The sequence below is a fragment of the Sphingobium sp. RSMS genome, assembly GCF_005406185.4.
GTDB lineage: Bacteria > Pseudomonadota > Alphaproteobacteria > Sphingomonadales > Sphingomonadaceae > Sphingobium > Sphingobium fuliginis.
In genome coordinates this window covers 842,108-864,241 of sequence record NZ_CM191258.1, presented here as the reverse complement: position 1 = coordinate 864,241, position 22,134 = coordinate 842,108, and the positions used below count along the sequence as shown (strand labels likewise).

Here is a 22,134-nt window from a genome sequence, read left to right as displayed (position 1 = left end):
CCACGCTCCAGGGCTATTCCGCCTCATAGCCCGACTGACTGGAACCTCGGTACGGTGGAATTGGGCAATCGGACCGATAGCAACGGCGAGCACAGACCTCACCCATTGGCATAATCTGCCATAAGATGCTATGACCTCACCGCCGGAGGAGATACCGTAAATGCCGACTCGCAATGTGGTGCTGACCGACCATCAGGCTGAACTCGTGGATTCGCTGGTTCGCTCTGGACGCTACCAGAATGCGAGCGAAGTCCTGCGTGAGGGGCTCCGCCTGGTCGAACGAAACGCGGCCGAAGACGCCGCAAGGCTCGATGCCTTGCAAAAGGCGTCGCAAACCGGGTGGGATGATCTCGATGCAGGCCGCTTTGTCGATGTTGAAGAGCATCAACTCGGCGAATTCATTGCCGGCTTGGGTCGGCGAGCGAAGAAGCGGGCGCGCGTGGCGCAATAAATGGTGGGCTATCGGCTGTCTGCCTCGGCGCAAGCCGACATCATCGACATATTGGAATGGACGCAGGCCCGCTTCGGCGACGCAGCGCGCGAGCGCTATGAGGTGCTGCTCGCAACCGCCATCCGGGATATCGCGGTCGAGCCTGATCGGCCTGGTGCGGTTGACCGTCCCGAATTGGGGAAAGATGCGCGCACCTGGCATCTGCGCCTTAGTCGTGAGCGGGCACGGACCGACGTCGGGGCCGTCCGTCGTCCGCGCCATTTCATCCTCTTTCGAGCTACCAATCCCGACATCCTGGAGATTGGTCGCGTCCTTTACGACGCAATGGAGCTGGAGCGCTATCGCTTGCGCGAAGAGGACTGGAACTGACCGGCGCCATAGTGAATCGCGGCAGTCCCGGGTCAGCGAGGTCGCTATCGCGCGCCAAGGACGGAATCTGATCCCCGTTCCCTCCTTGCTTTTGGTGCTGGCACCTGGAGCCTCTCGATCCCAAGCCTGACGACAATGACGTCCGCCTTGTCCTCGACAACATAATCGCAAAGCGGCGGCGATATCGCCTCTCCGACCGTGAGGTCCGTGCCGATTTCGCCGGCGCAGCAGCTTTCCTTCATCCCATCGCGATTGGAGGGAGGGGGAAGAGGGGGGACGGCTGGATGGTGCTTTCGGGCACGGGCTGGCCGATCTTGTAACCCACCTTCTCCGGAGAAACTCCCATGGCATCACTTGCTCAAGCGCCCGCGCAAATTTCCCACGCCCCGTCCGGCGCCTATCACGTAGACGTCTCGCGCGGTACATCCGTCTGGACTTGTAACGGTTTTGCGCCGGTCACCTGAGCGATTAGAGCTCGCAACAGGAGACCGACGAGATGATCAAGCATACAGAAGAGTTCAAGCAAGAGGCGGTACGGATCGCGCTGACCAGCGGGTTGCCGCGCGATCGGGTTGCATCGGATTTGGGGATAGGGAAGTCGACGCTGGGCAAGTGGGTATCGCAGTATCGGCCCAGTGATCTGGTTTCAGCGCCGCAGGCAGATCTGGCGCGTGAGAATGAACGCCTTCGCCTTGAGAACCGTGTGCTGCGGGAGGAGAGGGAAGTGCTAAAAAAGGCCACGCAGTTCTTCGCGAGCCAAAGGCCGTGAAGTTCGCATTTGTGCATAGCTGGCGGCACCGGTGGCCCGTTGAACTGCTCTGCCGTGTCATGGATGTCAGTGAACGCGGCTATCGTTCCTGGCGCTCGCGCCCGATCAGCAGGCGGGAGCGGACAGATATGAAAGTGCTGGCCCATATCCGGGAACAGTACAGGCTGAGCCTTGGCAGCTACGGCCGTCCTCGCATGACGATGGAGTTGAAGGAGGTAGGGCTCGATGTTGGCGAGCGCCGGGTCGGGCGGCTGATGAAGATCAACGGGATCAAGCCAGTCCGCACGCGCAAGCACAAGGTTACGACTGACAGCCACCATCGCCTGGGTGTCGCAGCGAACTGGCTGGACGGCGATTTTGCCGCAGATGCGCCCAACCGTAAATGGGCCGGCGACATCACCTATATCTGGACGTCCGAAGGCTGGCTCTACCTTGCCGTCATTCTCGATCTGCATAGCCGTCGCGTCGTAGGCTGGGCAGTCAGCGACAGGATGAAGAAAGACCTGGCGATCAGGGCGCTGGATATGGCGGTGCGCCTGCGCCAGCCTCCCGAGGGCTGCCTTTTCCATTCGGATCGCGGTAGCCAATATTGCTCCTACGACTATCGGGACTGTCAGGAATTTCGTGTGCGGCGAGGCGGTTGACCATCAGGCCGTCATGGCCCTGATGAAGCGTTCGCCGAAGAGAACGGCAAATTGCGCCTTCGCCATGTTCCACTCGCGCGGCGGCATTTTCCACTCTTTTTCCGATCGGTTCAAGATCAGATAGAGCAGCTTGGTAGCCGCCTCATCATTGGGGAAATGGCCCCGCGCACGAACAGCGCGGCGAAGCTTGGAGTTCAAGGCCTCGATGGCATTGGTGGTGTAGACGATCCGCCTGACTTCGTCGGGGAAGGCGAAAAATGGGATGACCTCGGGCCATGCCCGACGCCAGCTCTGGCCGATGGCAGGATAGCGCTGCCCCCAGAAGCTCGCTTCGAAGGCCGTCAGCGCTTCCTCGGCGGCCGCGGCATCGACAGCACGATAGATGGCCTTCAGGGCCGTTCCGAGCGCCTTACGGTCTTTCCACGCCACGAAATCCATCGAGTTGCGCAGCAGATGGACGATGCATGTTTGAACCATCGCTTCGGGGAAGACGGCGGTGATGGCGTCGGGAAAACCCTTGAGGCCATCGACGACGGCCAGCATGATGTCCTCGACACCGCGGTTGCGCAGTTCGTTCATGACGCGCAGCCAGAATTTGGCGCCTTCATTCTGTTCCAGCCACAAGCCAAGGACCACCTTGGTGCCGTCGGCCATGACGCCCAGGGCAATATGGATCGCCTTGTTGCGGACCATGCCTTCGTCGCGGATCTTGACCCGGATCGCATCGAAGAAAACCAGCGGATAGGCTGGGTCCAGCGGGCGTTGTTGCCAGGCCGTGACCTCCTCCAGCACAGCGTCCGTGATCGTGCTGATCAGGTCGGGTGAGGCCTCGATGCCGTACAGTTCGCGCAGATGCCCGGTGATCTCGCGGGTACTCATGCCGCGCGCGTACATCGAGATGATCTTGTCATCAAAACCGGGGAAACGGCGCTGATATTTGGCGATAAGCTGCGGATCGAAACTGCCGGCCCGATCACGCGGCACCTCGATCTCGATCCGTCCCCCGTCGGTCGTCACCGTCTTGCGGCCATAGCCGTTCCGGCTGTTGGTCCCTTGCTCCTCCTGGCCAAGATGGTGATCCATCTCCGCATTGAGCGCCCGTTCGGCAAACGCTTTCTTCAGGGAATCGAGCAGGCCGCCCTGGCTGAACGCCGATGCCGCGTCAGTGCCGGCCAGCAGCTGGTCAAGAATGTCGTTCGGTATCGAGGGGGCTTTCCGTCGTGACATACTGGGTCTCCTTGTTACCCATTATGCCTCGCCGCACACGAAATTCCTGACAGTCCCCGACTATCAGAAAAAGCTGCAGGCCTATGGCCTGCGTCCATCAATGAGCGGCAAGGGAAATTGCTACGACAATGCGTCCGTCGAGACCTTCTTCAAATCCCTGAAGGCGGAACTCATCTGGCGGCAGAGCTGGCCGACGCGGCGTCAGGCAGAAGCCGCCATCTTTCAGTACATCAATGGCTTCTACAACACCCGTCGCCGCCATTCATATCTAGGTTTCGTGGACAAAGGGTATCCATTGCAGGGCTGAGACGAGATTGACGAAGCCGAGGTAGGACTCTTTGGTTTTGTCGTATCGAGTTGCGATACGCCGCCAGTTCTTGAGTTTGTTGAAGAGGCGTTCGACAAGATTGCGCCAACGGTATTTTTCGCAATCGTGTGGGATTGGATCGCGCCGATTGCTTTTGGCGGGAATGACAGCCTCAACGTCAGCATTGGCCAATTCCTCGCGGATGGCATCTGCATCGTAGCCCTTGTCCGCCAACAATGCCTCGATCTTATTAGCAATCAAACGGAACAGCGGGCCAAAGCCTTGGATATCGTGGCTCTGGCCCGGCGTCAGGACAAAGCCGAGCGGTCGGCCTTTGGCATCGCAGCGGGCGTGGAGCTTTGTGCTGAATCCGCCTCGCGATCGGCCAAGCGCCTCGGTTTCCTGAGTCCCTTTTTTATGACGACGGCACAATGATGTGCTCGGACCACGGTGCTGTCGATCATGTCCGCAGTGGCATCACGAGCCACCATTTCGCCCAGTGTCTCGAGCATCGCCTCGAACACCCCGGTCGTAACCCAGCGCCGGTAGCGGCGGAAAACGCTGTTCCACTTGCCATATTCATCCGGCAAGTGGCGCCATTGCGAACCTGTGCGGGCGATCCACATCATGCCTTCGAAATACAGCCGGTTGTCCTGTGCTGGACGACAGCCACGACCACGCTCAGATGGCAGTAGTGTGCCGATGATCCCCCACTCGTCCTCCGTCAGCCCAATACGCTCGCCCAACGCCACCTCCAAAAGGCAGCCTTGAATCAACGCCCGATCCTGCTGTCAACCTTTGTCCACGAAACCTAGGCGGCATCAGCCCGCTCGCGTTCGAAGCCAAGGTGGCATAATGAGATAGGTGACCGGCACAAAACCGTTACAAGTCCAAACACCCGCGTTTCCTCCGAATGGTTCTCCAGGCCGGACGACGAGCGCTTTCTCTCCCTTGGCGATCTTTACGACAGCGTCCGGACCCGAGCCGAACAGTCGCATACCCGCATCATCGAGAGCCGCGCCATCAAGGTTGAAGCCCGTCGTGACGAGCCCGAGCGTCTCGCGCTGATCCTCCCCGACAACGACATGCCGGTTGCGCCCACCAACTGGTCATTCGGCCAGCTATGCAGTCTGGTGGGCGCGCCCGCCTCCTATATGCGCGAGCTGCCCGCGCCGCTTGCCGGCATCAATCTTCAATATGGTCTGCAAAATCACAGGAACGAGCATGTAAAGCTCCTCCAGACAAATATGGGACGCACGGAATTGCGCTCCGTGACCAGTGAATCCTATGGGCGGGTCTGGGACCACCGTCTCATCGAAGCGATCATGCGCTTTGCGGGCAACGGCACCGGCGACACGCGCTGGAAAGTGCCGGGCGTGCTGGACTGGCGAACGATGAACTATAATCCCCATGTCGATGTCACCAAGGAGACGACGACCTTCTATGCATCCGACCGCGATGTGTTCGTGTTCTTGGTCGATGATACGCACCCGATCGAGGCGGGTAAACTGCCGAATGGCGAACCGGATCTGTTCTTTCGCGGTTTCTATGCGTGGAACAGCGAGGTCGGCGCCAAAACCCTCGGCATCGCGACCTTCTACTTGCGCGCGGTGTGCGCCAACAGGATATTGTGGGGCGTCGAGAATTTCGAGGAGATCAAGATCCGGCACTCGAAATTCGCGGCCGGACGTTTCGCCCATCAGGCTGAACCGGCGCTCGCGCATTATGCCGACGCTTCACCTCGAACCTTCATCGACGGGATCAGGACCGCACGCGAACGGATCGTCGCGCGCAAGGATGAGGATCGCGTGGATTTCCTGCGCAGGCGCGGCTTCTCCAAGTCCGACACCTCCAAGGTGATCGAGGCCGTGCTGGCCGAAGAAGGAAAGCCCCCCGAGAGCGTCTTCGACTTCGTGAACGGCATCACCGCGCTGGCACGCGCCCGGCCGCACCAGGATGCGCGCCTCGACCTCGAAAGCAAAGCCCGCGGGCTGCTTGAGCAGATCCACTGAGAGGGGATCGACCATGCCCGAATTCACGATCGAAACCACCTTCCGGCTGCCGGCCTATCGCCGGCGCACCTATCAGGCTGACACTGCCGAACAGGCTTGCGAGGCCGCACTGGAGGATGACGACTGGTCCGGCCGGAAGGAGGATTATGAGGTCCATGGGCCAGCCCATGTCAGAAGCCAACGAACGGTACCTTCCCGCCTTTGAGGCACGGCTGGGCCAGACATTCCCTGACGCCGCATTGCTGGAAGACAAGCTCCAGTTACTCGCCGCGCTTGAGGAGGAACTGGCGAGTACCAAGGGTGAATTCGAACCGGGCAACGATGGCGAGGCCCCCGTGACCGATCGCGAAGGCATCGATGGCAAGCCGCTGTCGCAAGCGGCTTGACCGGCCGCCGGCCCCCATCAGGGGCCACGCCGCCATCCCATCGCGATTGGAGGGAGGGGGAAGTGGGGGATCGGCTGAATGGTGCTGATGGGCACGAACCGGCCGATCTTGCAATCCACCTTCTACGGAGAAACTCCTATGGCATCGCTTGCTCAAGCGCCCGCCAGTCTTTTCGATTTCGTCCAGGGCATCACCGCCCATGCGCGGAAGAAATCCCATAAGGACAAACGCCTCGACGTCGAGGCCAAGGGGCGCAAGCTCCTGAAAAAGGCGCGCTGAGCGCCCGACGTAAATCCGCTTTTTCGATCCCCTTCGGCTCCGGCGCCCGCCGGGACCGCAATGCCTCTTGCGAAAGGAACCCGCCATGAGCGCTTCCCCTCAAATCCAGACCTTCCTTGTCGAAGTCCAGTTCCTGAGCGGCGACGAGCAATATGGGATGGAACTCTACACGATCGACGCGCCGAACTGGTATCGCGCCGAACAGCATGCGCTCGAACGCTCGGGCGAGAGCGTCTATGACAATCCGCTGATCCCTGATTTGCGTCGTCGCGTTGTTTCCAGGCAGGTCTGAGAAGCGGGAACCGATCGCTCGCGATCGGTCCCCCTTCTGCGTCTGCGTCGGACTCCTCAAATCCGGAGCATTTCCCATGTCCCGTTCCTCACGTGGGCTGGCATCCTTATTGTCAGCTTCTCCATCCTCAACCGGAACCCATCCAGAGCTGCGAAGTCCGAACGGCGAACTCCCAGCGCTGCCAGGGTCGGAAATCGGGCGTTACTGCGTCCTTGCCACCACCCATCTCTCTATCGCGACAGCGGCCCTGCTCGACAGTTGGACCAATGGCCATGCGCATGAGGCGCCGATCATCGTTGCTCGAAACGCGCGTGGCTGGTTCGTGGCAACACCGCAGGCCGACCCCGCGCGCGAATTTTCGCTTCCCAACGATCTTCTGGAAGCGATCCGCCTGGCACGCAGCCGCGGAATCGGCCTGCTGCATTTCGACTGCGACGGTCCGGTGCTCGCGGAACTGCCCGTTCACGACGGGTAATCGGCTGGTCCTGCCGATAGCGCCTTCAGGCGAGCGTTAAGATAGATCAAGCGGTCGGCGGCAAGCTCAGCCACATTCGCCTGGATCACATAGCCTTGCTGCCGCAGCACATCGCCAAGATCACGAACAATCGTGATCAGATCCCGTGTGGAGATTCCGCTGTCCAATATACGGAGTATCTCACGTTCCTCTTCGTCAAGTTCACGCATAAATCCTCCCCGATCTGTGTCGATCCAGAGGGTGATTGAAATCCTGGAGCATGGCCGGGGCGGGCGCAATTGCCATCGGCGCCGAGTCCGGCATGCGCTGAGAATAGTATCTGATGAGCAAGACGGCAACGGCGACTTCTGCCAGCGGTCAGCGATCATCTGATCGATCCGTCCTCGTCAGTCATTCGTGGCGTAGTCCCCCCTTTCGTTGGAGGTTCAACTATGGACATTATCGTTACCCGCGTCCGGCTTCCGGGCGCGGCGCTCCTATTCGAATATCGCGCGCTGGTGCCATGGACGGCACTTGCAACTGACCGACAGGCTATCCTTCCCTCGGTCCTTGGCCCTCATATTGCGGGCCGGCCTCAATGTGTACGCCTTGCACCGCTGATCGCGCCCGATTGCTATTTCGCCATGCGGGAACCTGAGCGGTCCTATCTGGCCCGCCGCATTGGCCTGGTGGCCCGGCGGGTCGAGACGCTGGTCGTTCGAGCTGTCTTTCCCGAAATGACCGCCGATATCCTGCCGATCCATTATCGCGGCGATCATGAGACAGGCGATGCCTGCCATTGCGTTCCGATTATCGACCTCGCAACTGCGTTCGATCGGCTCGAGCCGGCTCTCGACGTGCTGATGGCATGCGATCTCGGACATTACCAGGGCTGCGCCCAAAATGCGGCCTGAGCTTCACACGAAAGGATCGGCATATGAACCAGCGTGAAGAGTTCAGTCTCGAAACCGCGGCGTGCCTCTGGGAAGCCGTGCTGGCATTGCGGGATCAGGCCAGCGGCGATCCGGCCGCAAGGGTTTTGGCTGCGGCGATCGTGCGCAGCTGCGAGACCGTCGGGACCGCCGCCTTGCGCCTTATCGCCGTGGGTTGGACGAGCGCGGTCAAGAAAGCCTGGCAGGACGTCAGCGGAACCTATCCGCTCTGCTTTGACTGGGATTTCGTGCCGGAGTGGATCGTTCACCACATCGACTGGTCCGACCCCGCCCATCCCACGATCAGAGCGCAGCCCCTGCCGAAGGGTGGCAAGCTGCTCACGGAGCCGGTCCTTCTGCCCGCTACGTCTCCTACCTCCGAAACGCCTGTAAGCGAAGGAATTTGACCATGGGACGCTCGGTTTCCTATCCCAGCGGGGCGCATGTCGCGTTCGCGCAATGGGACGCAGGCTGGATCGCCGACGACGATGATCCCGCCAGCGGGCATGTTGACGAACTTGTCGCACAGGACGACTGGCAGTTCATCGTCGAGGACTTCCGCGAGCAAATCCTCGTGCACTATCCTTCGGCCTGGATCGCGAACGGCTGGATTGGCCGCGAAGACCTGATTGTCGCCATGAACCGCTACGCCACCTTCGGCATCTCGGAATATTGCGGCTGCATCGCTTACTGGGTGGTGCTGCGCGAGGATATCGACGCTGATCATCAGGGGCTGGCACAAAGCTGGTTCGACCGGATCGCGGCGAAATTCGAGCAGCGTTTCGCAACGCTCGTCCGTCTCGGCACATTCTCCAACGGCGAGGCGATCTATCGGCGCATCGCCGCCTGACTGCGGGATCAGGCAATCGCGGTCGCCTCGCAAATTCGCATCAGTCGTGCCCTTCATGCCGCCAGATCCCGGAGGTGAGTCTGGGCGATGGAGTGGAGGAAGGTCGCAGTGAGGGGCAACGACTAGGTTGCAGCAATCCTGGAGGCTCACATGACCTTTCCCACCATGATCCACACCTCGGTTAGCCAGTCCCTGCTCACCAGGATCGGAAGATTCCATAATGGCGGTGCCTTGGATATGCTCCTCGAAACCATTCAGAATGGACGTAGAGCTGGCGCGACGCGCATCGATATCGGCCTGACTGTGACGGATCGAGGCCCCGTGCTGCACATCTGCGACGACGGGCGCGGCATCGCCGATCCCGCCAAGTTCCTGACCCTTGGGGATTCCGGTTGGGATGAGAATATCGCGCGCTCCGAAGACCCCGCGGGCATGGGTGTGTTCAGCCTTGCGGGCCGCCATGTGACCGTACACTCTCACGCCGCCGAACGCGGTGCAGCCTGGCAGGTGACCATCACGCCTGACGCGTGGGAAAGCGGCAAGCCGCTCGATGTCACCCCTTCCGCCCTCGACAGGGGTACTGAAATCCAGATCGACCTGCCCGAAGCGTGGGCGCAGCAGCTTGAACAGGCGGTGAAGGATGCCGCGCGCTTCTGCCTGGTCCCGATCTGGTTCGATGGAAAACTGCAGCCCCAGGAGAGCTTCCTTCGCGAAGCGACACGGATAGAGGAATGGAACGGCTGTCGTATCGGCATCTTCGCCGACAAATATCATGTCCACCGCGAAAAGCTCCGGATCAACTTCCACGGCCTCACCGTGCCCTGCCAGCTGCCGCATATCCAAGGCGCCGATGGCGGCTGCGGATGGTATGTGAAGGTCGATATTGTCATCGCGGACGCCGCTGGAAGGATCAAATATGAGGTGTTCCCGATCAGGCGACGGTTGCCCCGGCAGACTGCCTCTCAGGGGGATTGGCGACCGCGTGCGTCCAGCGGTACGGTCCCCACGACATAGTGTGGATACTCGCCCTGAAAATGGCATCCCGGCATCGGTCGGGATGCCATTTTTTATGCTGCCAAGGTCTGAATCCGAAGGGGCGGCCAGCGATCGGCCCGCCCGATTTCTCTTCTATATGACGGTCGGCACCAGGCTTTCGCGGGATGCGGGCACCCGCTTCGCGGAGCGTCCGCACCATCCGAGCGCGTCTATGGGGGAGATCGGTCAGCCATTCGAGATCCCGGAACGCGTCCATCACCGTCCGCTCCGACGGGATATAGTCAAACCGTCACCGATAGTCGTCGCCTTCCCCGAGGAGGATAAGCGCGACCTCTCGGGCCTTGCACAGGTGGCCTTGGTGATCGGCAAGGGCATGGCGCGGATTGGGAAGTGGCGGCGCATCGGGCGGGGCGGAGTTTGGTAGGGCAGAGGGAGGGAAGAAGGGAGGGCGGATCCCGGCAAGCCGGGAACGGGCTCTATCTCCGCGAGCTGCGCTCGCTCCGACCGGACCCGCGTTCCGCGGTTCCGTCCTTCGGTAACGATCCCTTCCGCGGCGCGCGCGGCGAGGGCGTCAAGTCCCGCCGATATCACCACTGCGGCACCGGCACCGCAAGGCAGGCTTCGCCTGAGGAATCGCGCTGGCGCGCGATAGCGTCTTTGGAGCCCACGATCCCATCGCTCCCTTCGCCGCCTCCCAGTGTCCCTGGCGTGCCACACGGATTTTCGTCGCCAAGAATTGCGTCGGGGGGAAGCTCCGCTAGGCAAAATGGGGCCGGCGGCGTTTTGTCTGTTTCAAGAGCAGCGCCGGCCCCATTTTGCCAAGCTGCGCTAACATCCCCCCTCCCGTGCTTCTTGGCGACAAGAAATCCGCGCGGCCCTTGGGACCCTGCGAGGACGGCTCCGGGTGCGATGGGATCGAGGGCGCGCTTCGCTCCACGACGCGGTCGATCGAAAGAATTGCCCGCTGGCGCGGTCAATGCGTCTTTGTATTGGTTCCGCTTCGCGGAGATTTATGCTCGGACTCACCAGGTACGATGGAAATCTGTCAAGAAATCAATGGCCTGTAACGACAAGAGGGGAGGGAGTATAAAGAAGATGTCGGAAGGGAATGGTCCCTAAAGACAGGGTAATCTACCCGGCATCTTGGAGTAATTGTCATGCAGATCGGTTCTTTCAAGCCCAATAATGGCACGCTGTTCGGTTCCATTTCGACCGCCAGCCTGCATCTTCCGCGCCTTGGTCTCAAACCCGTTCAGAGCAACCATGAGCGCGCCCCGTCCTTCGAGGTGATGGCGCTCAATCCTGCGCGGCGCTGGGTCCAGATCGGCGCACTTTGGGAGGCCACCGCCAATTCGACCGGCGAAACCTTCTACCAAGGACAGGTTGACGACCCGAGCTTCAACGCCCCCCTGCCGATCGCGCTTTTCGGGGACGGCGAGGCTGGCTTTAACGTCGCGTGGAACCGTCGCCGCAAGCGTGAGGAGGACAACTTCAACGACGCCGAAGGCGGCCCCGATGAAAGCGGAGGCGATCCGTTCGGTGCGGAACCCGGCAATGATCCGGCCCCCCGCCGTGCGCGTCGCAGCCGCAAGGCGGACAGCTTTGAGGGGAACGCCGACGATAGCGGCAACCTCACCGAACGGCAGGGGATCGATGACGAAATCCCGTTCTGATCGACCGTCCGACGGGCGGGGGAAGCGTTAGCCGCGCTCCCCCCGACCCTGAGCCGAAACCCCCTCGATAGGTGCTGATACCATGAGCAAGGAAACGACCTCACGCCGCTATAGCAACTTTGCCGACATGCGCGAAGCCTTCAGGGCATCCCAACCGTCCGCGACCGATGACCCGGCCCGCGAAGGCGATCCGCTGGACGATCTTCAACCCGACGATGCCGAAGCGACCCGCCAGCGTCTCGGCCATTTCAGCGATGTTGGTGAAGTCTATGCCGAGGAAACCGCCATCCCTGAAATCGAAGCCGCGTTTGGCGACGTCCAGCCGCTCGCCATCATCGAAGGCGCGCGCGACCCCGAAGAACTCGACATGCCGCGCCCGATGCAGGCGCAGCAGGATTGCGGGGCGATCATCGCAACCCTCTTCGACCTTTTCCGGGATACGAGAATGGAGGCAACCGCCCAGCCAATCGCATGGGGCTTCGTCAACAGCTTCCATCATGAGGCGCGGAAGCTGGCGGGCATAGAGGATAGCCTAGCCTTCAAGCTGGGGGAGATGGTCCGCGATCCCGAAGCGGGCGAAGTCTGGAACAGCAATGTCGAGGAATTGCAGGTCCGTTGCTACACGGTCGCGGAACAGCGCGCCGCGATAGAGGCGATGCGCGATTATGCCGCCGCTGTCTATCGTGCCGAAACCGGCTTCCCGTGGAGCGCGGCACGCGGTTCCAGAGCGTCGAGCGTGACCACCGCAAGCCAGATCGCCGCCGCCGACTTCCTGCGCGAACGTGCCCTTGAAGCGCGCGAACGCTACAAGCCGCAAGGCCCCATTGTCGTCTTTTCGGGCGGGCAGGAATGGCATGACTGGCCGATGATTTGGGACAAGCTCGACCAGATCAAAACCCGCGTGCCGCACATGACCCTTGTAACCACCGCGCAGCGCAAGGGAGCCGACGCCATCGCCGCTGCATGGGCCGCAGAGGCAGGCGTCCCGCTTGTCGCCTTCACCCCGGAAAACCGCCTTGGCCGTCGCGCCGGGTTCGTCCGTAACGAGAAGTTGGTCAACCTCCGTCCCGTCGAAGCGTTGATATGCCAAGGCTCCGGCATACAGGCGAACCTGCTCGACCTTCTCAAGGATGCAGGCATCCCTACCCACGCTTTCCGTATTGATCGCCAGCAGCCCGACACCGAGGGGATCGAAGCGATCCGCGCCGCCAAGTGCGAACGCAAGGCCCGCCTTGCAGCCTGACCCACGGCCCGTTCTTCGAGGGCGGGCCACCTACCTACAGGAGATTTTCCATGGTCAGAGTCTATGATGGATGCATCGAACCGGGCGACATGGAGCTGAATGATGAATGCCTTGGGTTACCATGCCCCACTTGCGAGAAACTCGCTTGTCATCACTATTTCCAGCAGTTCGATGGCGGTCGCATCAATCTTTATCACACCATCGATTGCGACCATTGCGGGCATAGCAGCGGTTATGAATTTCTAGGCCCGCCCTAAGCGTCTGTCCCCATTTCGATCCCGGCAGGACCGGCGCGAACACGCCCGCGTCGGTCCTTTGCCGTGCCGTTGCGGCAGGTGGGGGAAACCCGAACGGTTTCCCCCACGCCGCACCTTTTGACGGGCCTGGCGGCCCGCCAACGTTGCTCCCCTTTCCGCTATGGATGAAACGGATATAGGACCATCAACCGGCATTGGGCAGGGGCTTGAGTGCGGCAAACGCTGCGGCACCACCAACGCGAATTACCTGACCAAGTACGTCCCGAAATTCGCGCTCGCTCAACCCCTCGACGGGCAGTTCAGCAACGATCCGGGCATAGCGCTCGCGCAGCTTATGCCGCGCCGCCTCTATCTCCGTATCCATCCGCTTTTGACGCTCGACCAGATCGGCGAGCTTCTCGCGTTCAGACATTTTCGGCATGACCATCTTCCTTGCAACATGGTCTGCCCGCCACCGACCCACTCTTCCCGGTAAGTCCGCGCGATGCAATCCCCACCAGCAGCAGAAAAGAGGCCCCGCCCGTGCCCGGACGAGGCTGCGCAGCGACGTTGTCGCTGCGTAAGGCAGGACGCACGGCCGCAGGCCGTTTGTAATGCACCCCACGCACGGATGCTGCGCGGCGTTTTTCCCAGCATTTCTACGGCTTTGCCGGCGTCATACCTGTCTTACCCGTCCACTGCTAAATGTAATACGGGTATGACCGAACCACTCCTTTTGTTCGATAACATACTGAAATCATGCGGTATTACCTGTATTCGGTTGCCGTCTCCTGACATGGCAAATGCCGCGTCGTCGAGGCATTGAAAAATCGGGTTATTTCAACTATAAAGGCCGTGCTTCACCTCCCCGGCAGGAGCTCCGCATCATCGGAGCTTCTGCATGGTCACGGTTACTTTTCGTCTCGACGACGCTCTCCATCGGCGCCTGTTGCGTCGCGCCCATGGGGCCGATCTCAGTCTTTCCGCCTTCATCCGATCGGTCCTGAGCCGGGCCGCCGATCCTGATCGCACCTATATTTACTCGTCGAAAGACGAGATCCTCGCGGTGGCAATCCAGACTTTCGCCATCCTGGTGACCGCGATCGGCGAACGATCGCCACAGGCCCTGGAAAAGGGGCAAGGCTATGCCCGCCAACTGCTCGATGAGCGGGGCCTGCTGGCTGAGGAGGGGCGCTCATGAGTATCTTCCGCAACGACACGCTCGGTAGCTGGACGAGGGGTGGACAGGCCATCGTGCACAATGTCCGCATGACCACCCAGGTCTTCTACCAGACATGCCTTGCCGGGCTGGTGATCTGGATTGGCGGCATCATCTGGTATGCGCTCGAAAAATCCTCCGACTATGAGCGTTTCGTACTGGTGAAGATCGCCCAGGCGACCTTCATGGGCGATACCGTTCCCGGCAACGTGACACCGATCCTGTTCAGGACACCGACGGGCCAGCAATATTGGACGACGCCTAAGGCGCTGCTCGAATCCAGGCTTGCCCACAAGACCCTTGCGGCCTTTGAAACCTATCTCCTGCATGGGGCCGCTCTGTCGGGAGTGTTTGCGCTTGCCATGCTGCTTTGGGCCTGGTTCTATTTCACCCGCACCGGACACGGTCTTGGCTCCAATCAGTTCCTGCGCGGCGCCCGCTTCGGCACCGTGGGTCAGCTCAAGCGCGCGCTTCTGTGGCAGAAAAAGGGGGCGCTCATGATCGGGGGCGTGCCCGTGCCGGAGGCTTTCGAGCCCGAGCATATTCTCCTCTGCGGAGCACCCGGCACGGGCAAGACCAACCTTATCGTCAAGATGCTGGAGGGTATTCGCGCCTCGGGTCGACGGGCGATCGTCTATGATACCGCAGGCACTTTCGTCGAGAAATTCTATCGCCCTAAATATGACACGCTGCTCAATCCCCTCGACCAGCGGACCGCTCGATGGTCCCCCTGGGTCGATGTCCCGCGCGATTATCATTATGATCAGATCGCCGAGTCCACGATCCCGGATAAGGGCGGTGATCCCTTCTGGGCGAAGGCGGCGAGAGGAACGCTGGTCGCGGTCCTGCGCAAGCTCGCCCGGCAGAAGCACACCTATGTCTCGCTGCTCCTGGACCGGTTGCTCCGGTCCAAGCTCAAGGATCTCGTGGCGTTCGTGGCGGGGACCGATGCCGCCGCTTTTCTCAGCATGGAAGGGGACCGGACATCGGCCGGCATCCAGGCGGAACTGGCCTCGGTCATGCGCAGCTTCTCCTATCTCGATGACACCGAGGATGGTTTCTCCATCCGTGACTGGGTGGAAAAAGGGGAACCGGGAAGCTGGCTGTTCATCACCGTGAAGGCAGACCAGCTCCCCTCGCTCCGCCCGCTGATCACGGTCTGGCTCGACATTGCCATCAGCGCGATCATGAGCCTGATGCCGGATCGCGACCGGCGCCTCTATTGCGTCATCGACGAACTGCCGACGCTTCAGAAGCTGCCCTCGCTGAGCGACTTTTTGGCGCGGGCGCGCAAATATGGCGGCTGCGGCATATTGGGTTATCAGAGCTACCCTCAGCTTGAGGCGACCTATGGCATTCAGGATGCCGCTGCCATCACCGGCTATTGCTCGACCTGGGTGGCCTTGCGCGCCAATGACACCCCCACCGCCAGGCATGTCTCCGAAAATCTGGGCCAGGTCGAACAGGTCGAAGCCAATGAAGGCATGAGCTATGGCGTCAATGACATGCGGGACGGCGTCAATCTCTCCCGGATGCAGGTGACCCGTCCGCTTGTCATGCATACGGAGGTCACGAATCTTCCCAACCTGTCCGGCTTCCTCCGGTTCGGGCGTGACCTTCCGGTGGTCAAGTTCGCGGACCGATATAATGACGTCTCGTCGGACGAACCCGCCTTTGTCGAGCGTGTAGGGCCGCCGGAACGGCTCAGCAAGGCGAGCGAACTGGTCAAGCTGGCCCAGGCCGAAGCACGGGTGCGCGACGCGCTCGAGCGGGAAAGGGAGCAGGGTGATGACCTGCGTCCTCCCGCTAAAGAGGGGAAGGGCTCCGGTGCTTCTGCTACCGGCACACCGAGCGTAGGTGGGTCGCCTGCGGTCGAGACTGGGGCCTCGCAGGTCGATGCCATCCTTGGCGCGGAGCAGGGCGAATTGCCGATCCCGCCACGCGATGCCTGGACCTTGCTGGCGGCGCGACAGGGCAGCATCCAGTCGAACCTTGTCCAGCATGGCCGCGCCGATGGTCCCCGCGAAGAGGCAAGGCCGGCATGATCAATCCCGTCCGCCTATATGGCAAACCCGGCAATGTCGCGCGCTATTATGCGCTCGGTGATTATTACAAAAAGGGGCCTGATGAGCATTCCGAATGGGGAGGGGCGATAGCGCGTGACCTTGGTCTGGAAGGAAAGGTGGATTCCAGGATATTCGAGCAACTGCTCTCCGGCCGGGTTGGGGAGCAGCAGCTTGGAAGGCACCGCGGGGGCGGGGAGATCGAGCATCATCCTGGCTGGGATTTCGCGGTGAGCGCGCCCAAGTCGGTTTCCATCATGGCGTTGGTCGCAGGAGACGAACGGATACTGGCCGCCCATGAAAAGTCGGTCGGGACGGCGTTGAACTATCTGGAGGAACATGCCGCCCTGCGCCGTCGGGTCGAAGGTGAGATCGTGCATGAGACGACTGGACGGCTGATTTTTGCTCGCTTCACCGAACATGCCAGCCGGGAACTCGACCCCCATCTCCACACCCATGTGGTTGTCATGAACATCACCGGCCGGGACGGTGACGCGCAAATGGCAAGTCTCGAAACGCGCGCCATGTTTTCTGAGCAGATGACGGCAGGACAGGTGTATCGCAATGATCTCGCCCATGGCCTTCGAGAGCTGGGTTATGCGATCGACCATGATCCGCGCACCGGCCTTTTTGAAATCAAGGGAGTCCCGCAGGATCTGGTGAAGGCATTTTCCCAGCGCGCCGAGCAGATCGATGCCCATGCGCGGGAAGAGGGGCTGACCGGGCAGGCCGGACGCCAGGCCTCCTTCTATGCGACCCGGCCACACAAACAGAAGATCGGCATCGAGGCGCTTCGGGAGCAATGGCAGCAGCGATCGGAACGGTATCGCGAAGGTCTTGACCTATTGAGCCGAAAGGAGAGCAGGGAGATCGTTCCGCGCGCCGCTGACGTCGGCCGGGCCGCCCTGTTCGGCATGCGACAGGCGGAATCGCGCGAAGCGGTGAACAATCTGGGACGCATATTCCGTCTTGGCCTCGCCTCCCATGTCGGGGAAGTGCGCTTGTCTGACGTCCGTCCGATAATCGAAGTCCATGAGGCACGGCGCAAGCTTCTGGCAACGCGCGAACAAACGGGCGACCGGATACTGACCCGGGGGCGCACGACGCGAAAAACCGCCCGTCTTGAGCAGGCATTGACGCAGCATCTGGCGCTCGCGTTGAACGACGCTCGGCCCATCGCGTCTGCGGACCGATTGTTGGACGCGCTAGGAAAGGCCGGTTTGACGCCTGCCCAGGAACAGGCGCTGGTGGCCGTCGCGATCTCGCGCGATCGGGTGAATGGCATCCATGGTGTCGCCGGTTCGGGGAAATCAACGCTGGTCAAGACGCTCAAAGAGGCTGCAGAACCAGAGACCATCCTCATCGCGACCGCACCGACCTCGTCTGCGACCTTGAAGCTTGGGCAGGATGCCGGCATCGAGTCCCGGACCGTTGCCAGCCTGCTTGCCGGGGGCGGTCATGGAATCAGCGACCGCCATGTTCTTGTGCTGGATGAGGCCGGGCAGCTCGGCAATCGGCAAGCGGCCCGTGTGCTGGAGATCAGCCGGAAAACGGGGGCTCGCCTTCTCCTCCTGGGTGACGATCACCAGACCGGCGCCATCGAGCAGGGCAAAGCCTTCTGGTTGCTGCAACGACTGGGATTGCCGACCGCGGAACTCAAGGAGTCGGTACGGCAGGAAACCAGGTCGATGAAGGCGGCGGTAACATACGCGCGCGAGGGTGACTATCCCGCTTCGATCGCCGCACTCGATAAGGTCGTAAGCGGGGAGAGCGTGGACATACTCGCCAAGGACATGGTGAGGGAGTGGACCCGCCTCAAACCGGAGCATCGCGATAGCACGAATATACTGGTGCTTGAAAATGCCACCCGCTTGGCTGTGAACGCCCAGATACGGGAAGCGCTCAAGAAGGAGGGGGGCATCGCCATCGAGGAGAGTCGTCTCCAGATTTTGTCGCCGGCGGGGATGTCCGATGAAGAGAAGCGGTTCGCGCGCTTTTATTCAGGTGGGCAGGTCGTGAAATTTGGGCGCGACATCGCCGAGATCGGCATCGTCCGGGACGCGGAATATCGCGTGGCAGGGCTTGGTCGCAATGAGAACGGCCGGCAAATCGTTCGCCTGACCGATGAGCAGGGACGCGTTATCCGGTGGGACCCACGTTCGACGCGGCCCCGGCAGGTCAATATATTCGAGCAGGGCGAACGCGATCTGGCGGCGGGGGATCGTGTTCAGTGGCGACTGGCCAACAAGGAGCTTGATCTGAAGAATGCCGAGCGGGGCACGGTCGAAAAGCTCGATGGATCGTTTGCGACGATCAGGTGGGATCGGGAGGCTAGAATCCAGACCGTAGACTTGTCGATGCACAAGACTTGGGATCATGGCTACGCCGAAACCGTATATTCGTCGCAGTCCAAGACCTATGCGCGGGCCTATGTTTTGGCCCCCGTTGGATCAAGCCTCGTCAATGGTCAAAACTTCTACACGGCGATTACCCGAGCGCGCTTCGGTGTGAAGCTCTGGACGGAAGACAGGGAAAAGCTCGCGAAGAAATTGGAACGGAACTCTGGTGAAAAGACGTCGTCCCTGGAAGGTCTTGGCCGCCTTGATCGAGACAGCCCGCGCAGCTTCATGGAGCGTCATGGGGAGAAATTGCGTCGTCAGCGCATTGATCAGGAAATCCAGAGGCGGGAGAGGCGAGAACATTTGGGTTCGGCAAAACCCAGATCGCGCGCGGAAGGGTTGAGTTTGCCCGAAAAGCTGGCGGGTCGCGCGCGATCGGTCACCGAGCAGATCGAGTCATTTTTGCGTTCATTCATCGAACGTGACCGGCCTACGCCGGAGCAGACCCATCATCAGGGGCGTCATCAGACGAGGGGGCAGGATCGATGAGCAGGCTTTGGGGCCTGCTGACGGCAGCCATGATCGCCATGAGCGCGTCAATCGTGCATGCAACTCCCGCTAAGGCAACGCTGCTTGCGGGGGATGTCGAGGTGGCACGGTGTATTCGGCTTGCATCAAATGGAAAGGGCTGGTTGGAAAAGACGCTTTGGGGGCTGCGCGATCAGGAAGCGGGGTGGGTTGGAGCCAAGATCAGGAACGCTGACGGCAGTTACGATTTGGGCCCACTGCAGATCAACAGTTGGTGGGTGCCTCGAATTTCAGTCTTGGTTCATCGATCGGAATCCGACGTGTGGACTTGGCTTCAACATGACGCCTGCTTCAATGTGTACGCCGCCCGCTGGATATTCCTGACCGAATTAAAGAGCGTCCAAGATTATTGGAAAGCGATCGGCCATTATCATAGTCGAGTTCGATGGACGAATACACGCTATATCCAAAATGTCGGCAGGCGGCTTGTTGCACGGTTTGGGCCGGCGGCATTCGAAAAATAGGGCAGAACTCCTTCTTGCAGGCTCGGTTTATCCTCCATGTCACTATCGATAATGGCATGTTATGGCATTAACAGAGGGCTAAAATCGACAGGGCAGGGGGCGTTTTCGGTGGACGAACAAGTTGATAAACTGGGTGAACTTGTCGTCGTGCGCACGGATGCCTCGCTGCCGTTGCGGCGGAAACGCACAGATTCGGAGAGCGTAGACCAGCGCCTGATCGATGCCATCATCGCGACGTTGCCGGCCGACGCAGTTGCTATCAGTGAGATTGGATTCGAAGCCCAGCTCGGTGCCATGGCGGACAACAGCAAACGGGCTCTTTCGGCGGATCTCGATTGCTATGCCGCATGGTGCCGCAAGGAGCAGCGGTCGATCCTGCCGGCCGAGCCGGAAACGCTCGTGCTGTACATCCGAGCGCTGGATGGCATGGACAAGAAACCGTCCACCATCGCCCGCCGCATGGCCAGTCTGGCAACGGTCGATCGGATGATTGACCAAGGTGAAGGACTGGCGCTCGCAACCAATAGCCCGATGGTCCGCGCGGCGCTGAAGGCTGTCCGCCGACGCAAAGGCGCCCACCAGCGGCAAGCTGCGCCCCTCAGGTTCGGGAAAGCGCTGGATCGGACTGTCACCAAAGGCTTCACGCTTACGGCGCTGCTCGATGCGTGCCCTGGTGACCTCCAGGGCTTGCGCGATGCCGCGCTTTTGTCGCTGGGCTATGATGCCGGGCTTCGCGTCAGCGAACTCGTGGCCGTCGAGGAGCGCCACATTGAACCGCAGGAAGACGGCTCGGCCACGCTGTTCATTCCGTCATCGAAGACCGATCAGGACAAGATCGGCGCATGGGCGTGGCTATCGCCGGAAACCATGCGGCGCGTCGGTGCGTGGCTTAAGGCAAGCGGCATTCACGAAGGTCCGATATTCCGACGGGTTGGCGTGGATCGCCGCCGCGCCCGAAGCGAGGATAAAACGACCGAGATGGCCCGCACCACCTACACGATCGGGACCGCGTCACTGACACGACAAGGCGTGAATGGGATTTATCGGCGCGTCGCGCTCTCCGCCCATGACAAAGGGCTCGTGACTCTGCCCATCTCCAAGGTCACACACGCCCTGAAGGCGCTCTCCACCCACTCGCTCCGGGTCGGCCTGACCCAGGACCTGTTTGCCGCGGGCGAAGATGGCGTCGGCATCGCCCAGGCCCTGCGGTGGAGTTCGCCGACAACGGCCCTGCGCTACGGCCGCAAGCTGGCTGTCCAGAGCAATGTCGCTGCACGCGTCCTGTCACGGATACGAAGCTGAACCATTTCCTGGCCATTCGGATGGGGTGCGTTTCCGCCGCCATGCGTCGATTAGCAACAAACCCATATTTGTGCTAATGTGGGTTTGTTGCGTTTCCACGAGGGTTCCCATGAGTCGTCTGACCATCGATATCACCGATCAACAGCACCAGAGCCTAAAGGCGCTGGCCGCTCTTCAGGGCAAAACCATCAAGCAATATGCGATCGAGCGCCTGTTCCCCGGCGAGGCAGATAGCGATCAGGCGTGGCAGGACTTGAAATCGATGCTGGAGCAGCGGATCGCCGCCGGTCTGAGCGGGAGCGTATCGACCAAAAGCATCGGCACGATCGTGGATGAAGAGTTGGGCGGAGACGGCCGCGCTTGACTGTCACCTATGTTCTCACAAGCGCAGCGGAAGCCGATCTTAGGGAGATTATCCGATACACGCGGAAACGATGGGGTGCAGCACAGGTCCGAGCCTATATCGGCAAGCTGCAGCGCGGCATTGAACGCATTGCGGTCGGCCACGGCACTTTCAAGGACATGAGCGCGCTTTATCCGGCATTGCGCATGGTCCATTGCGAGCATCATTATATTTTCTGTGTGCCGCGCGATGACGCACCAACTCTTGTTGTGGCACTTCTCCATGAGCGCATGGATTTGATGGTACAACTGATAGACCGACTCAAAATTGATAGTGAACAATATTAGGCCCGTGCCATCTTCCATGTTGTGACCGGACTTTGTCGCTTGATGGCACGCAAGGCCCTGCGGTATACTATCTGCTGATACATTGCAGGCCAAAATCTGGCGCCATCGGAGTCTTGCGATCTCAGGTAAAAGTCTACCGATCTTGGGTAATTTTTGTCTCGCGAACTCGGGTAATTGCAGCCAGATTCAGTCAGAGTCTTGCGATCTTCGGGAAACGACAATAATTCTTATTCATAATCTCATTTCCGCTTAACATAATGCTTATTCACGCACTTTTCTGCGCGGAACGGTGGATTCTAAATCGAAGTGCGAAATCCTAGGGTTTGTAAGGGTTTGATCCCTTTTCCAG

General features: G+C 60.6%; 25 protein-coding genes and 3 pseudogenes. 24 read left to right on the top strand and 4 right to left on the bottom strand.

Annotation, left to right across the window (positions count from 1 at the left end; genetic code table 11):
• Positions 1 to 160 precede the first annotated feature (160 nt).
• The 3 genes and pseudogenes from EGM87_RS21855 to EGM87_RS21845 all read left to right on the top strand — a co-directional run.
• Positions 161 to 451 carry a type II toxin-antitoxin system ParD family antitoxin gene (locus tag EGM87_RS21855; protein WP_137708828.1) on the top strand — a complete coding sequence of 97 codons (291 nt, stop codon included), beginning with the start codon at positions 161 to 163 and terminating at the stop codon, positions 449 to 451.
• The gene (locus tag EGM87_RS21850; RefSeq protein ID WP_137708829.1) at positions 452 to 820 is read left to right on the top strand and encodes a type II toxin-antitoxin system RelE/ParE family toxin; all 369 of its coding nucleotides are present in this window, start codon (positions 452 to 454) and stop codon (positions 818 to 820) included.
• A 496-nt stretch (positions 821 to 1,316) separates the two neighbouring features.
• Positions 1,317 to 2,197 (top strand): annotated as a pseudogene (locus EGM87_RS21845) (IS3 family transposase); the annotation flags it as partial.
• 39 nt (positions 2,198 to 2,236) lie between these two features.
• On the opposite strand, the gene EGM87_RS21840 reads toward EGM87_RS21845, so the two are convergent.
• Positions 2,237 to 3,460: an IS256 family transposase gene (locus tag EGM87_RS21840; RefSeq protein WP_137708830.1), complete on the bottom strand. Its 1,224-nt coding sequence runs from the start codon at positions 3,458 to 3,460 to the stop codon at positions 2,237 to 2,239.
• 55 nt (positions 3,461 to 3,515) lie between these two features.
• Here EGM87_RS21840 and EGM87_RS21835 point away from each other — a divergent pair.
• A pseudogene (locus EGM87_RS21835) lies at positions 3,516 to 3,767 on the top strand (IS3 family transposase); the annotation flags it as partial.
• Here the strand turns inward: EGM87_RS21835 and EGM87_RS21830 are convergent.
• A pseudogene (locus EGM87_RS21830) lies at positions 3,729 to 4,519 on the bottom strand (IS5 family transposase). The pseudogenes EGM87_RS21835 and EGM87_RS21830 sit on opposite strands and share 39 nt — an antisense overlap.
• 108 nt (positions 4,520 to 4,627) lie before the next feature.
• Here EGM87_RS21830 and EGM87_RS21825 point away from each other — a divergent pair.
• The 6 genes from EGM87_RS21825 (at position 4,628) to EGM87_RS21800 (ending at position 7,211) form a co-directional block, all read left to right on the top strand.
• Positions 4,628 to 5,779: a DUF932 domain-containing protein gene (locus EGM87_RS21825; protein WP_137708831.1), complete on the top strand. Its 1,152-nt coding sequence runs from the start codon at positions 4,628 to 4,630 to the stop codon at positions 5,777 to 5,779.
• Positions 5,780 to 5,792: 13 nt separating this feature from the next.
• Entirely contained in the window at positions 5,793 to 5,984 is a 192-nt protein-coding gene (locus EGM87_RS21820; protein ID WP_137708832.1) for a hypothetical protein, read from the top strand.
• Positions 5,935 to 6,165 (top strand): hypothetical protein, encoded by a 231-nt coding sequence (locus tag EGM87_RS21815; protein WP_171407220.1) that lies wholly within the window; start codon positions 5,935 to 5,937, stop codon positions 6,163 to 6,165. Before EGM87_RS21820 ends, EGM87_RS21815 begins: the two co-directional genes overlap by 50 nt.
• A gap of 78 nt (positions 6,166 to 6,243) precedes the next feature.
• Positions 6,244 to 6,444, top strand: coding sequence for a hypothetical protein (locus EGM87_RS21810; RefSeq protein WP_137708834.1), 201 nt, complete (start codon positions 6,244 to 6,246; stop codon positions 6,442 to 6,444).
• 85 nt (positions 6,445 to 6,529) lie between these two features.
• Positions 6,530 to 6,736, top strand: coding sequence for a hypothetical protein (locus EGM87_RS21805; RefSeq protein WP_137708835.1), 207 nt, complete (start codon positions 6,530 to 6,532; stop codon positions 6,734 to 6,736).
• A gap of 76 nt (positions 6,737 to 6,812) precedes the next feature.
• A complete protein-coding gene (locus EGM87_RS21800) occupies positions 6,813 to 7,211 on the top strand; it encodes a DUF5983 family protein (RefSeq protein ID WP_137708836.1) in 399 nt (132 codons plus the stop codon).
• Here EGM87_RS21800 and EGM87_RS21795 read toward each other — a convergent pair.
• A complete protein-coding gene (locus tag EGM87_RS21795) occupies positions 7,199 to 7,420 on the bottom strand; it encodes a hypothetical protein (RefSeq protein WP_137708837.1) in 222 nt (73 codons plus the stop codon). The genes EGM87_RS21800 and EGM87_RS21795 overlap by 13 nt on opposite strands.
• 222 nt (positions 7,421 to 7,642) lie before the next feature.
• On the opposite strand from EGM87_RS21795, the gene EGM87_RS21790 reads away from it, so the two are divergent.
• The 7 genes from EGM87_RS21790 (at position 7,643) to EGM87_RS21760 (ending at position 13,141) form a co-directional block, all read left to right on the top strand.
• Positions 7,643 to 8,104, top strand: a complete 462-nt coding sequence (locus tag EGM87_RS21790; RefSeq protein ID WP_171407219.1) for a hypothetical protein — start codon at positions 7,643 to 7,645, stop codon at positions 8,102 to 8,104.
• Positions 8,105 to 8,127: 23 nt separating this feature from the next.
• Complete coding sequence (locus EGM87_RS21785; protein WP_216614591.1) at positions 8,128 to 8,529, top strand: hypothetical protein; 402 nt, start codon at positions 8,128 to 8,130, stop codon at positions 8,527 to 8,529.
• A 2-nt stretch (positions 8,530 to 8,531) separates the two neighbouring features.
• Positions 8,532 to 8,972: a hypothetical protein gene (locus tag EGM87_RS21780; RefSeq protein WP_137708839.1), complete on the top strand. Its 441-nt coding sequence runs from the start codon at positions 8,532 to 8,534 to the stop codon at positions 8,970 to 8,972.
• A 150-nt stretch (positions 8,973 to 9,122) separates the two neighbouring features.
• The gene (locus tag EGM87_RS21775; protein ID WP_216614590.1) at positions 9,123 to 9,986 is read left to right on the top strand and encodes an ATP-binding protein; all 864 of its coding nucleotides are present in this window, start codon (positions 9,123 to 9,125) and stop codon (positions 9,984 to 9,986) included.
• Between the two features lie 1,139 nt (positions 9,987 to 11,125).
• Positions 11,126 to 11,641, top strand: a complete 516-nt coding sequence (locus EGM87_RS21770) for a DUF736 domain-containing protein (RefSeq protein WP_137708840.1) — start codon at positions 11,126 to 11,128, stop codon at positions 11,639 to 11,641.
• Positions 11,642 to 11,723: 82 nt separating this feature from the next.
• Positions 11,724 to 12,884, top strand: coding sequence for a DUF2493 domain-containing protein (locus EGM87_RS21765; protein WP_137708841.1), 1,161 nt, complete (start codon positions 11,724 to 11,726; stop codon positions 12,882 to 12,884).
• A 50-nt stretch (positions 12,885 to 12,934) separates the two neighbouring features.
• Complete coding sequence (locus EGM87_RS21760) at positions 12,935 to 13,141, top strand: hypothetical protein (RefSeq protein ID WP_137708842.1); 207 nt, start codon at positions 12,935 to 12,937, stop codon at positions 13,139 to 13,141.
• Positions 13,142 to 13,325: 184 nt separating this feature from the next.
• On the opposite strand, the gene EGM87_RS21755 is transcribed toward EGM87_RS21760, so the two are convergent.
• Positions 13,326 to 13,562: a hypothetical protein gene (locus EGM87_RS21755; RefSeq protein ID WP_137708843.1), complete on the bottom strand. Its 237-nt coding sequence runs from the start codon at positions 13,560 to 13,562 to the stop codon at positions 13,326 to 13,328.
• Between the two features lie 459 nt (positions 13,563 to 14,021).
• Here EGM87_RS21755 and EGM87_RS21750 point away from each other — a divergent pair, with 459 nt between their 5' ends.
• The 7 genes from EGM87_RS21750 to EGM87_RS21720 all read left to right on the top strand — a co-directional run bounded on the left by EGM87_RS21750 (position 14,022) and on the right by EGM87_RS21720 (position 21,785).
• Positions 14,022 to 14,321, top strand: coding sequence for a CopG family transcriptional regulator (locus tag EGM87_RS21750; protein ID WP_137708844.1), 300 nt, complete (start codon positions 14,022 to 14,024; stop codon positions 14,319 to 14,321).
• Positions 14,318 to 16,384, top strand: coding sequence for a type IV secretion system DNA-binding domain-containing protein (locus EGM87_RS21745; protein ID WP_137708845.1), 2,067 nt, complete (start codon positions 14,318 to 14,320; stop codon positions 16,382 to 16,384). The genes EGM87_RS21750 and EGM87_RS21745 overlap by 4 nt, the downstream gene beginning before the upstream one ends.
• Positions 16,381 to 19,290 carry a MobF family relaxase gene (gene mobF, locus EGM87_RS21740; RefSeq protein WP_137708846.1) on the top strand — a complete coding sequence of 970 codons (2,910 nt, stop codon included), beginning with the start codon at positions 16,381 to 16,383 and terminating at the stop codon, positions 19,288 to 19,290. The genes EGM87_RS21745 and mobF overlap by 4 nt, the downstream gene beginning before the upstream one ends.
• Positions 19,287 to 19,793 carry a lytic transglycosylase domain-containing protein gene (locus EGM87_RS21735; RefSeq protein ID WP_253719174.1) on the top strand — a complete coding sequence of 169 codons (507 nt, stop codon included), beginning with the start codon at positions 19,287 to 19,289 and terminating at the stop codon, positions 19,791 to 19,793. Before mobF ends, EGM87_RS21735 begins: the two co-directional genes overlap by 4 nt.
• A gap of 108 nt (positions 19,794 to 19,901) precedes the next feature.
• A complete protein-coding gene (locus EGM87_RS21730) occupies positions 19,902 to 21,095 on the top strand; it encodes a tyrosine-type recombinase/integrase (protein ID WP_253719173.1) in 1,194 nt (397 codons plus the stop codon).
• Positions 21,096 to 21,204: 109 nt separating this feature from the next.
• The gene (locus EGM87_RS21725; RefSeq protein WP_137708847.1) at positions 21,205 to 21,459 is read left to right on the top strand and encodes a type II TA system antitoxin, ParD family; all 255 of its coding nucleotides are present in this window, start codon (positions 21,205 to 21,207) and stop codon (positions 21,457 to 21,459) included.
• Positions 21,456 to 21,785 (top strand): type II toxin-antitoxin system RelE/ParE family toxin, encoded by a 330-nt coding sequence (locus EGM87_RS21720; RefSeq protein WP_137708848.1) that lies wholly within the window; start codon positions 21,456 to 21,458, stop codon positions 21,783 to 21,785. Before EGM87_RS21725 ends, EGM87_RS21720 begins: the two co-directional genes overlap by 4 nt.
• Positions 21,786 to 22,134: the final 349 nt, after the last annotated feature.

Coding starts and splice junctions, on each gene's coding strand:
- EGM87_RS21780 (WP_137708839.1), top strand. CDS start 8,532: ATGGGACGCTCGGTTTCCTATCCCAGCGGGGCGCATGTCGCGTTCGCG.
- EGM87_RS21815 (WP_171407220.1), top strand. CDS start 5,935: ATGGGCCAGCCCATGTCAGAAGCCAACGAACGGTACCTTCCCGCCTTT.
- EGM87_RS21735 (WP_253719174.1), top strand. CDS start 19,287: ATGAGCAGGCTTTGGGGCCTGCTGACGGCAGCCATGATCGCCATGAGC.
- EGM87_RS21765 (WP_137708841.1), top strand. CDS start 11,724: ATGAGCAAGGAAACGACCTCACGCCGCTATAGCAACTTTGCCGACATG.
- EGM87_RS21750 (WP_137708844.1), top strand. CDS start 14,022: ATGGTCACGGTTACTTTTCGTCTCGACGACGCTCTCCATCGGCGCCTG.
- EGM87_RS21790 (WP_171407219.1), top strand. CDS start 7,643: ATGGACATTATCGTTACCCGCGTCCGGCTTCCGGGCGCGGCGCTCCTA.
- EGM87_RS21805 (WP_137708835.1), top strand. CDS start 6,530: ATGAGCGCTTCCCCTCAAATCCAGACCTTCCTTGTCGAAGTCCAGTTC.
- EGM87_RS21850 (WP_137708829.1), top strand. CDS start 452: ATGGTGGGCTATCGGCTGTCTGCCTCGGCGCAAGCCGACATCATCGAC.
- EGM87_RS21745 (WP_137708845.1), top strand. CDS start 14,318: ATGAGTATCTTCCGCAACGACACGCTCGGTAGCTGGACGAGGGGTGGA.
- mobF (WP_137708846.1), top strand. CDS start 16,381: ATGATCAATCCCGTCCGCCTATATGGCAAACCCGGCAATGTCGCGCGC.
- EGM87_RS21810 (WP_137708834.1), top strand. CDS start 6,244: ATGGTGCTGATGGGCACGAACCGGCCGATCTTGCAATCCACCTTCTAC.
- EGM87_RS21775 (WP_216614590.1), top strand. CDS start 9,123: ATGACCTTTCCCACCATGATCCACACCTCGGTTAGCCAGTCCCTGCTC.
- EGM87_RS21760 (WP_137708842.1), top strand. CDS start 12,935: ATGGTCAGAGTCTATGATGGATGCATCGAACCGGGCGACATGGAGCTG.
- EGM87_RS21840 (WP_137708830.1), bottom strand. CDS start 3,460: ATGTCACGACGGAAAGCCCCCTCGATACCGAACGACATTCTTGACCAG.
- EGM87_RS21725 (WP_137708847.1), top strand. CDS start 21,205: ATGAGTCGTCTGACCATCGATATCACCGATCAACAGCACCAGAGCCTA.
- EGM87_RS21785 (WP_216614591.1), top strand. CDS start 8,128: ATGAACCAGCGTGAAGAGTTCAGTCTCGAAACCGCGGCGTGCCTCTGG.
- EGM87_RS21755 (WP_137708843.1), bottom strand. CDS start 13,562: ATGCCGAAAATGTCTGAACGCGAGAAGCTCGCCGATCTGGTCGAGCGT.
- EGM87_RS21795 (WP_137708837.1), bottom strand. CDS start 7,420: ATGCGTGAACTTGACGAAGAGGAACGTGAGATACTCCGTATATTGGAC.
- EGM87_RS21770 (WP_137708840.1), top strand. CDS start 11,126: ATGCAGATCGGTTCTTTCAAGCCCAATAATGGCACGCTGTTCGGTTCC.
- EGM87_RS21820 (WP_137708832.1), top strand. CDS start 5,793: ATGCCCGAATTCACGATCGAAACCACCTTCCGGCTGCCGGCCTATCGC.
- EGM87_RS21855 (WP_137708828.1), top strand. CDS start 161: ATGCCGACTCGCAATGTGGTGCTGACCGACCATCAGGCTGAACTCGTG.
- EGM87_RS21800 (WP_137708836.1), top strand. CDS start 6,813: ATGTCCCGTTCCTCACGTGGGCTGGCATCCTTATTGTCAGCTTCTCCA.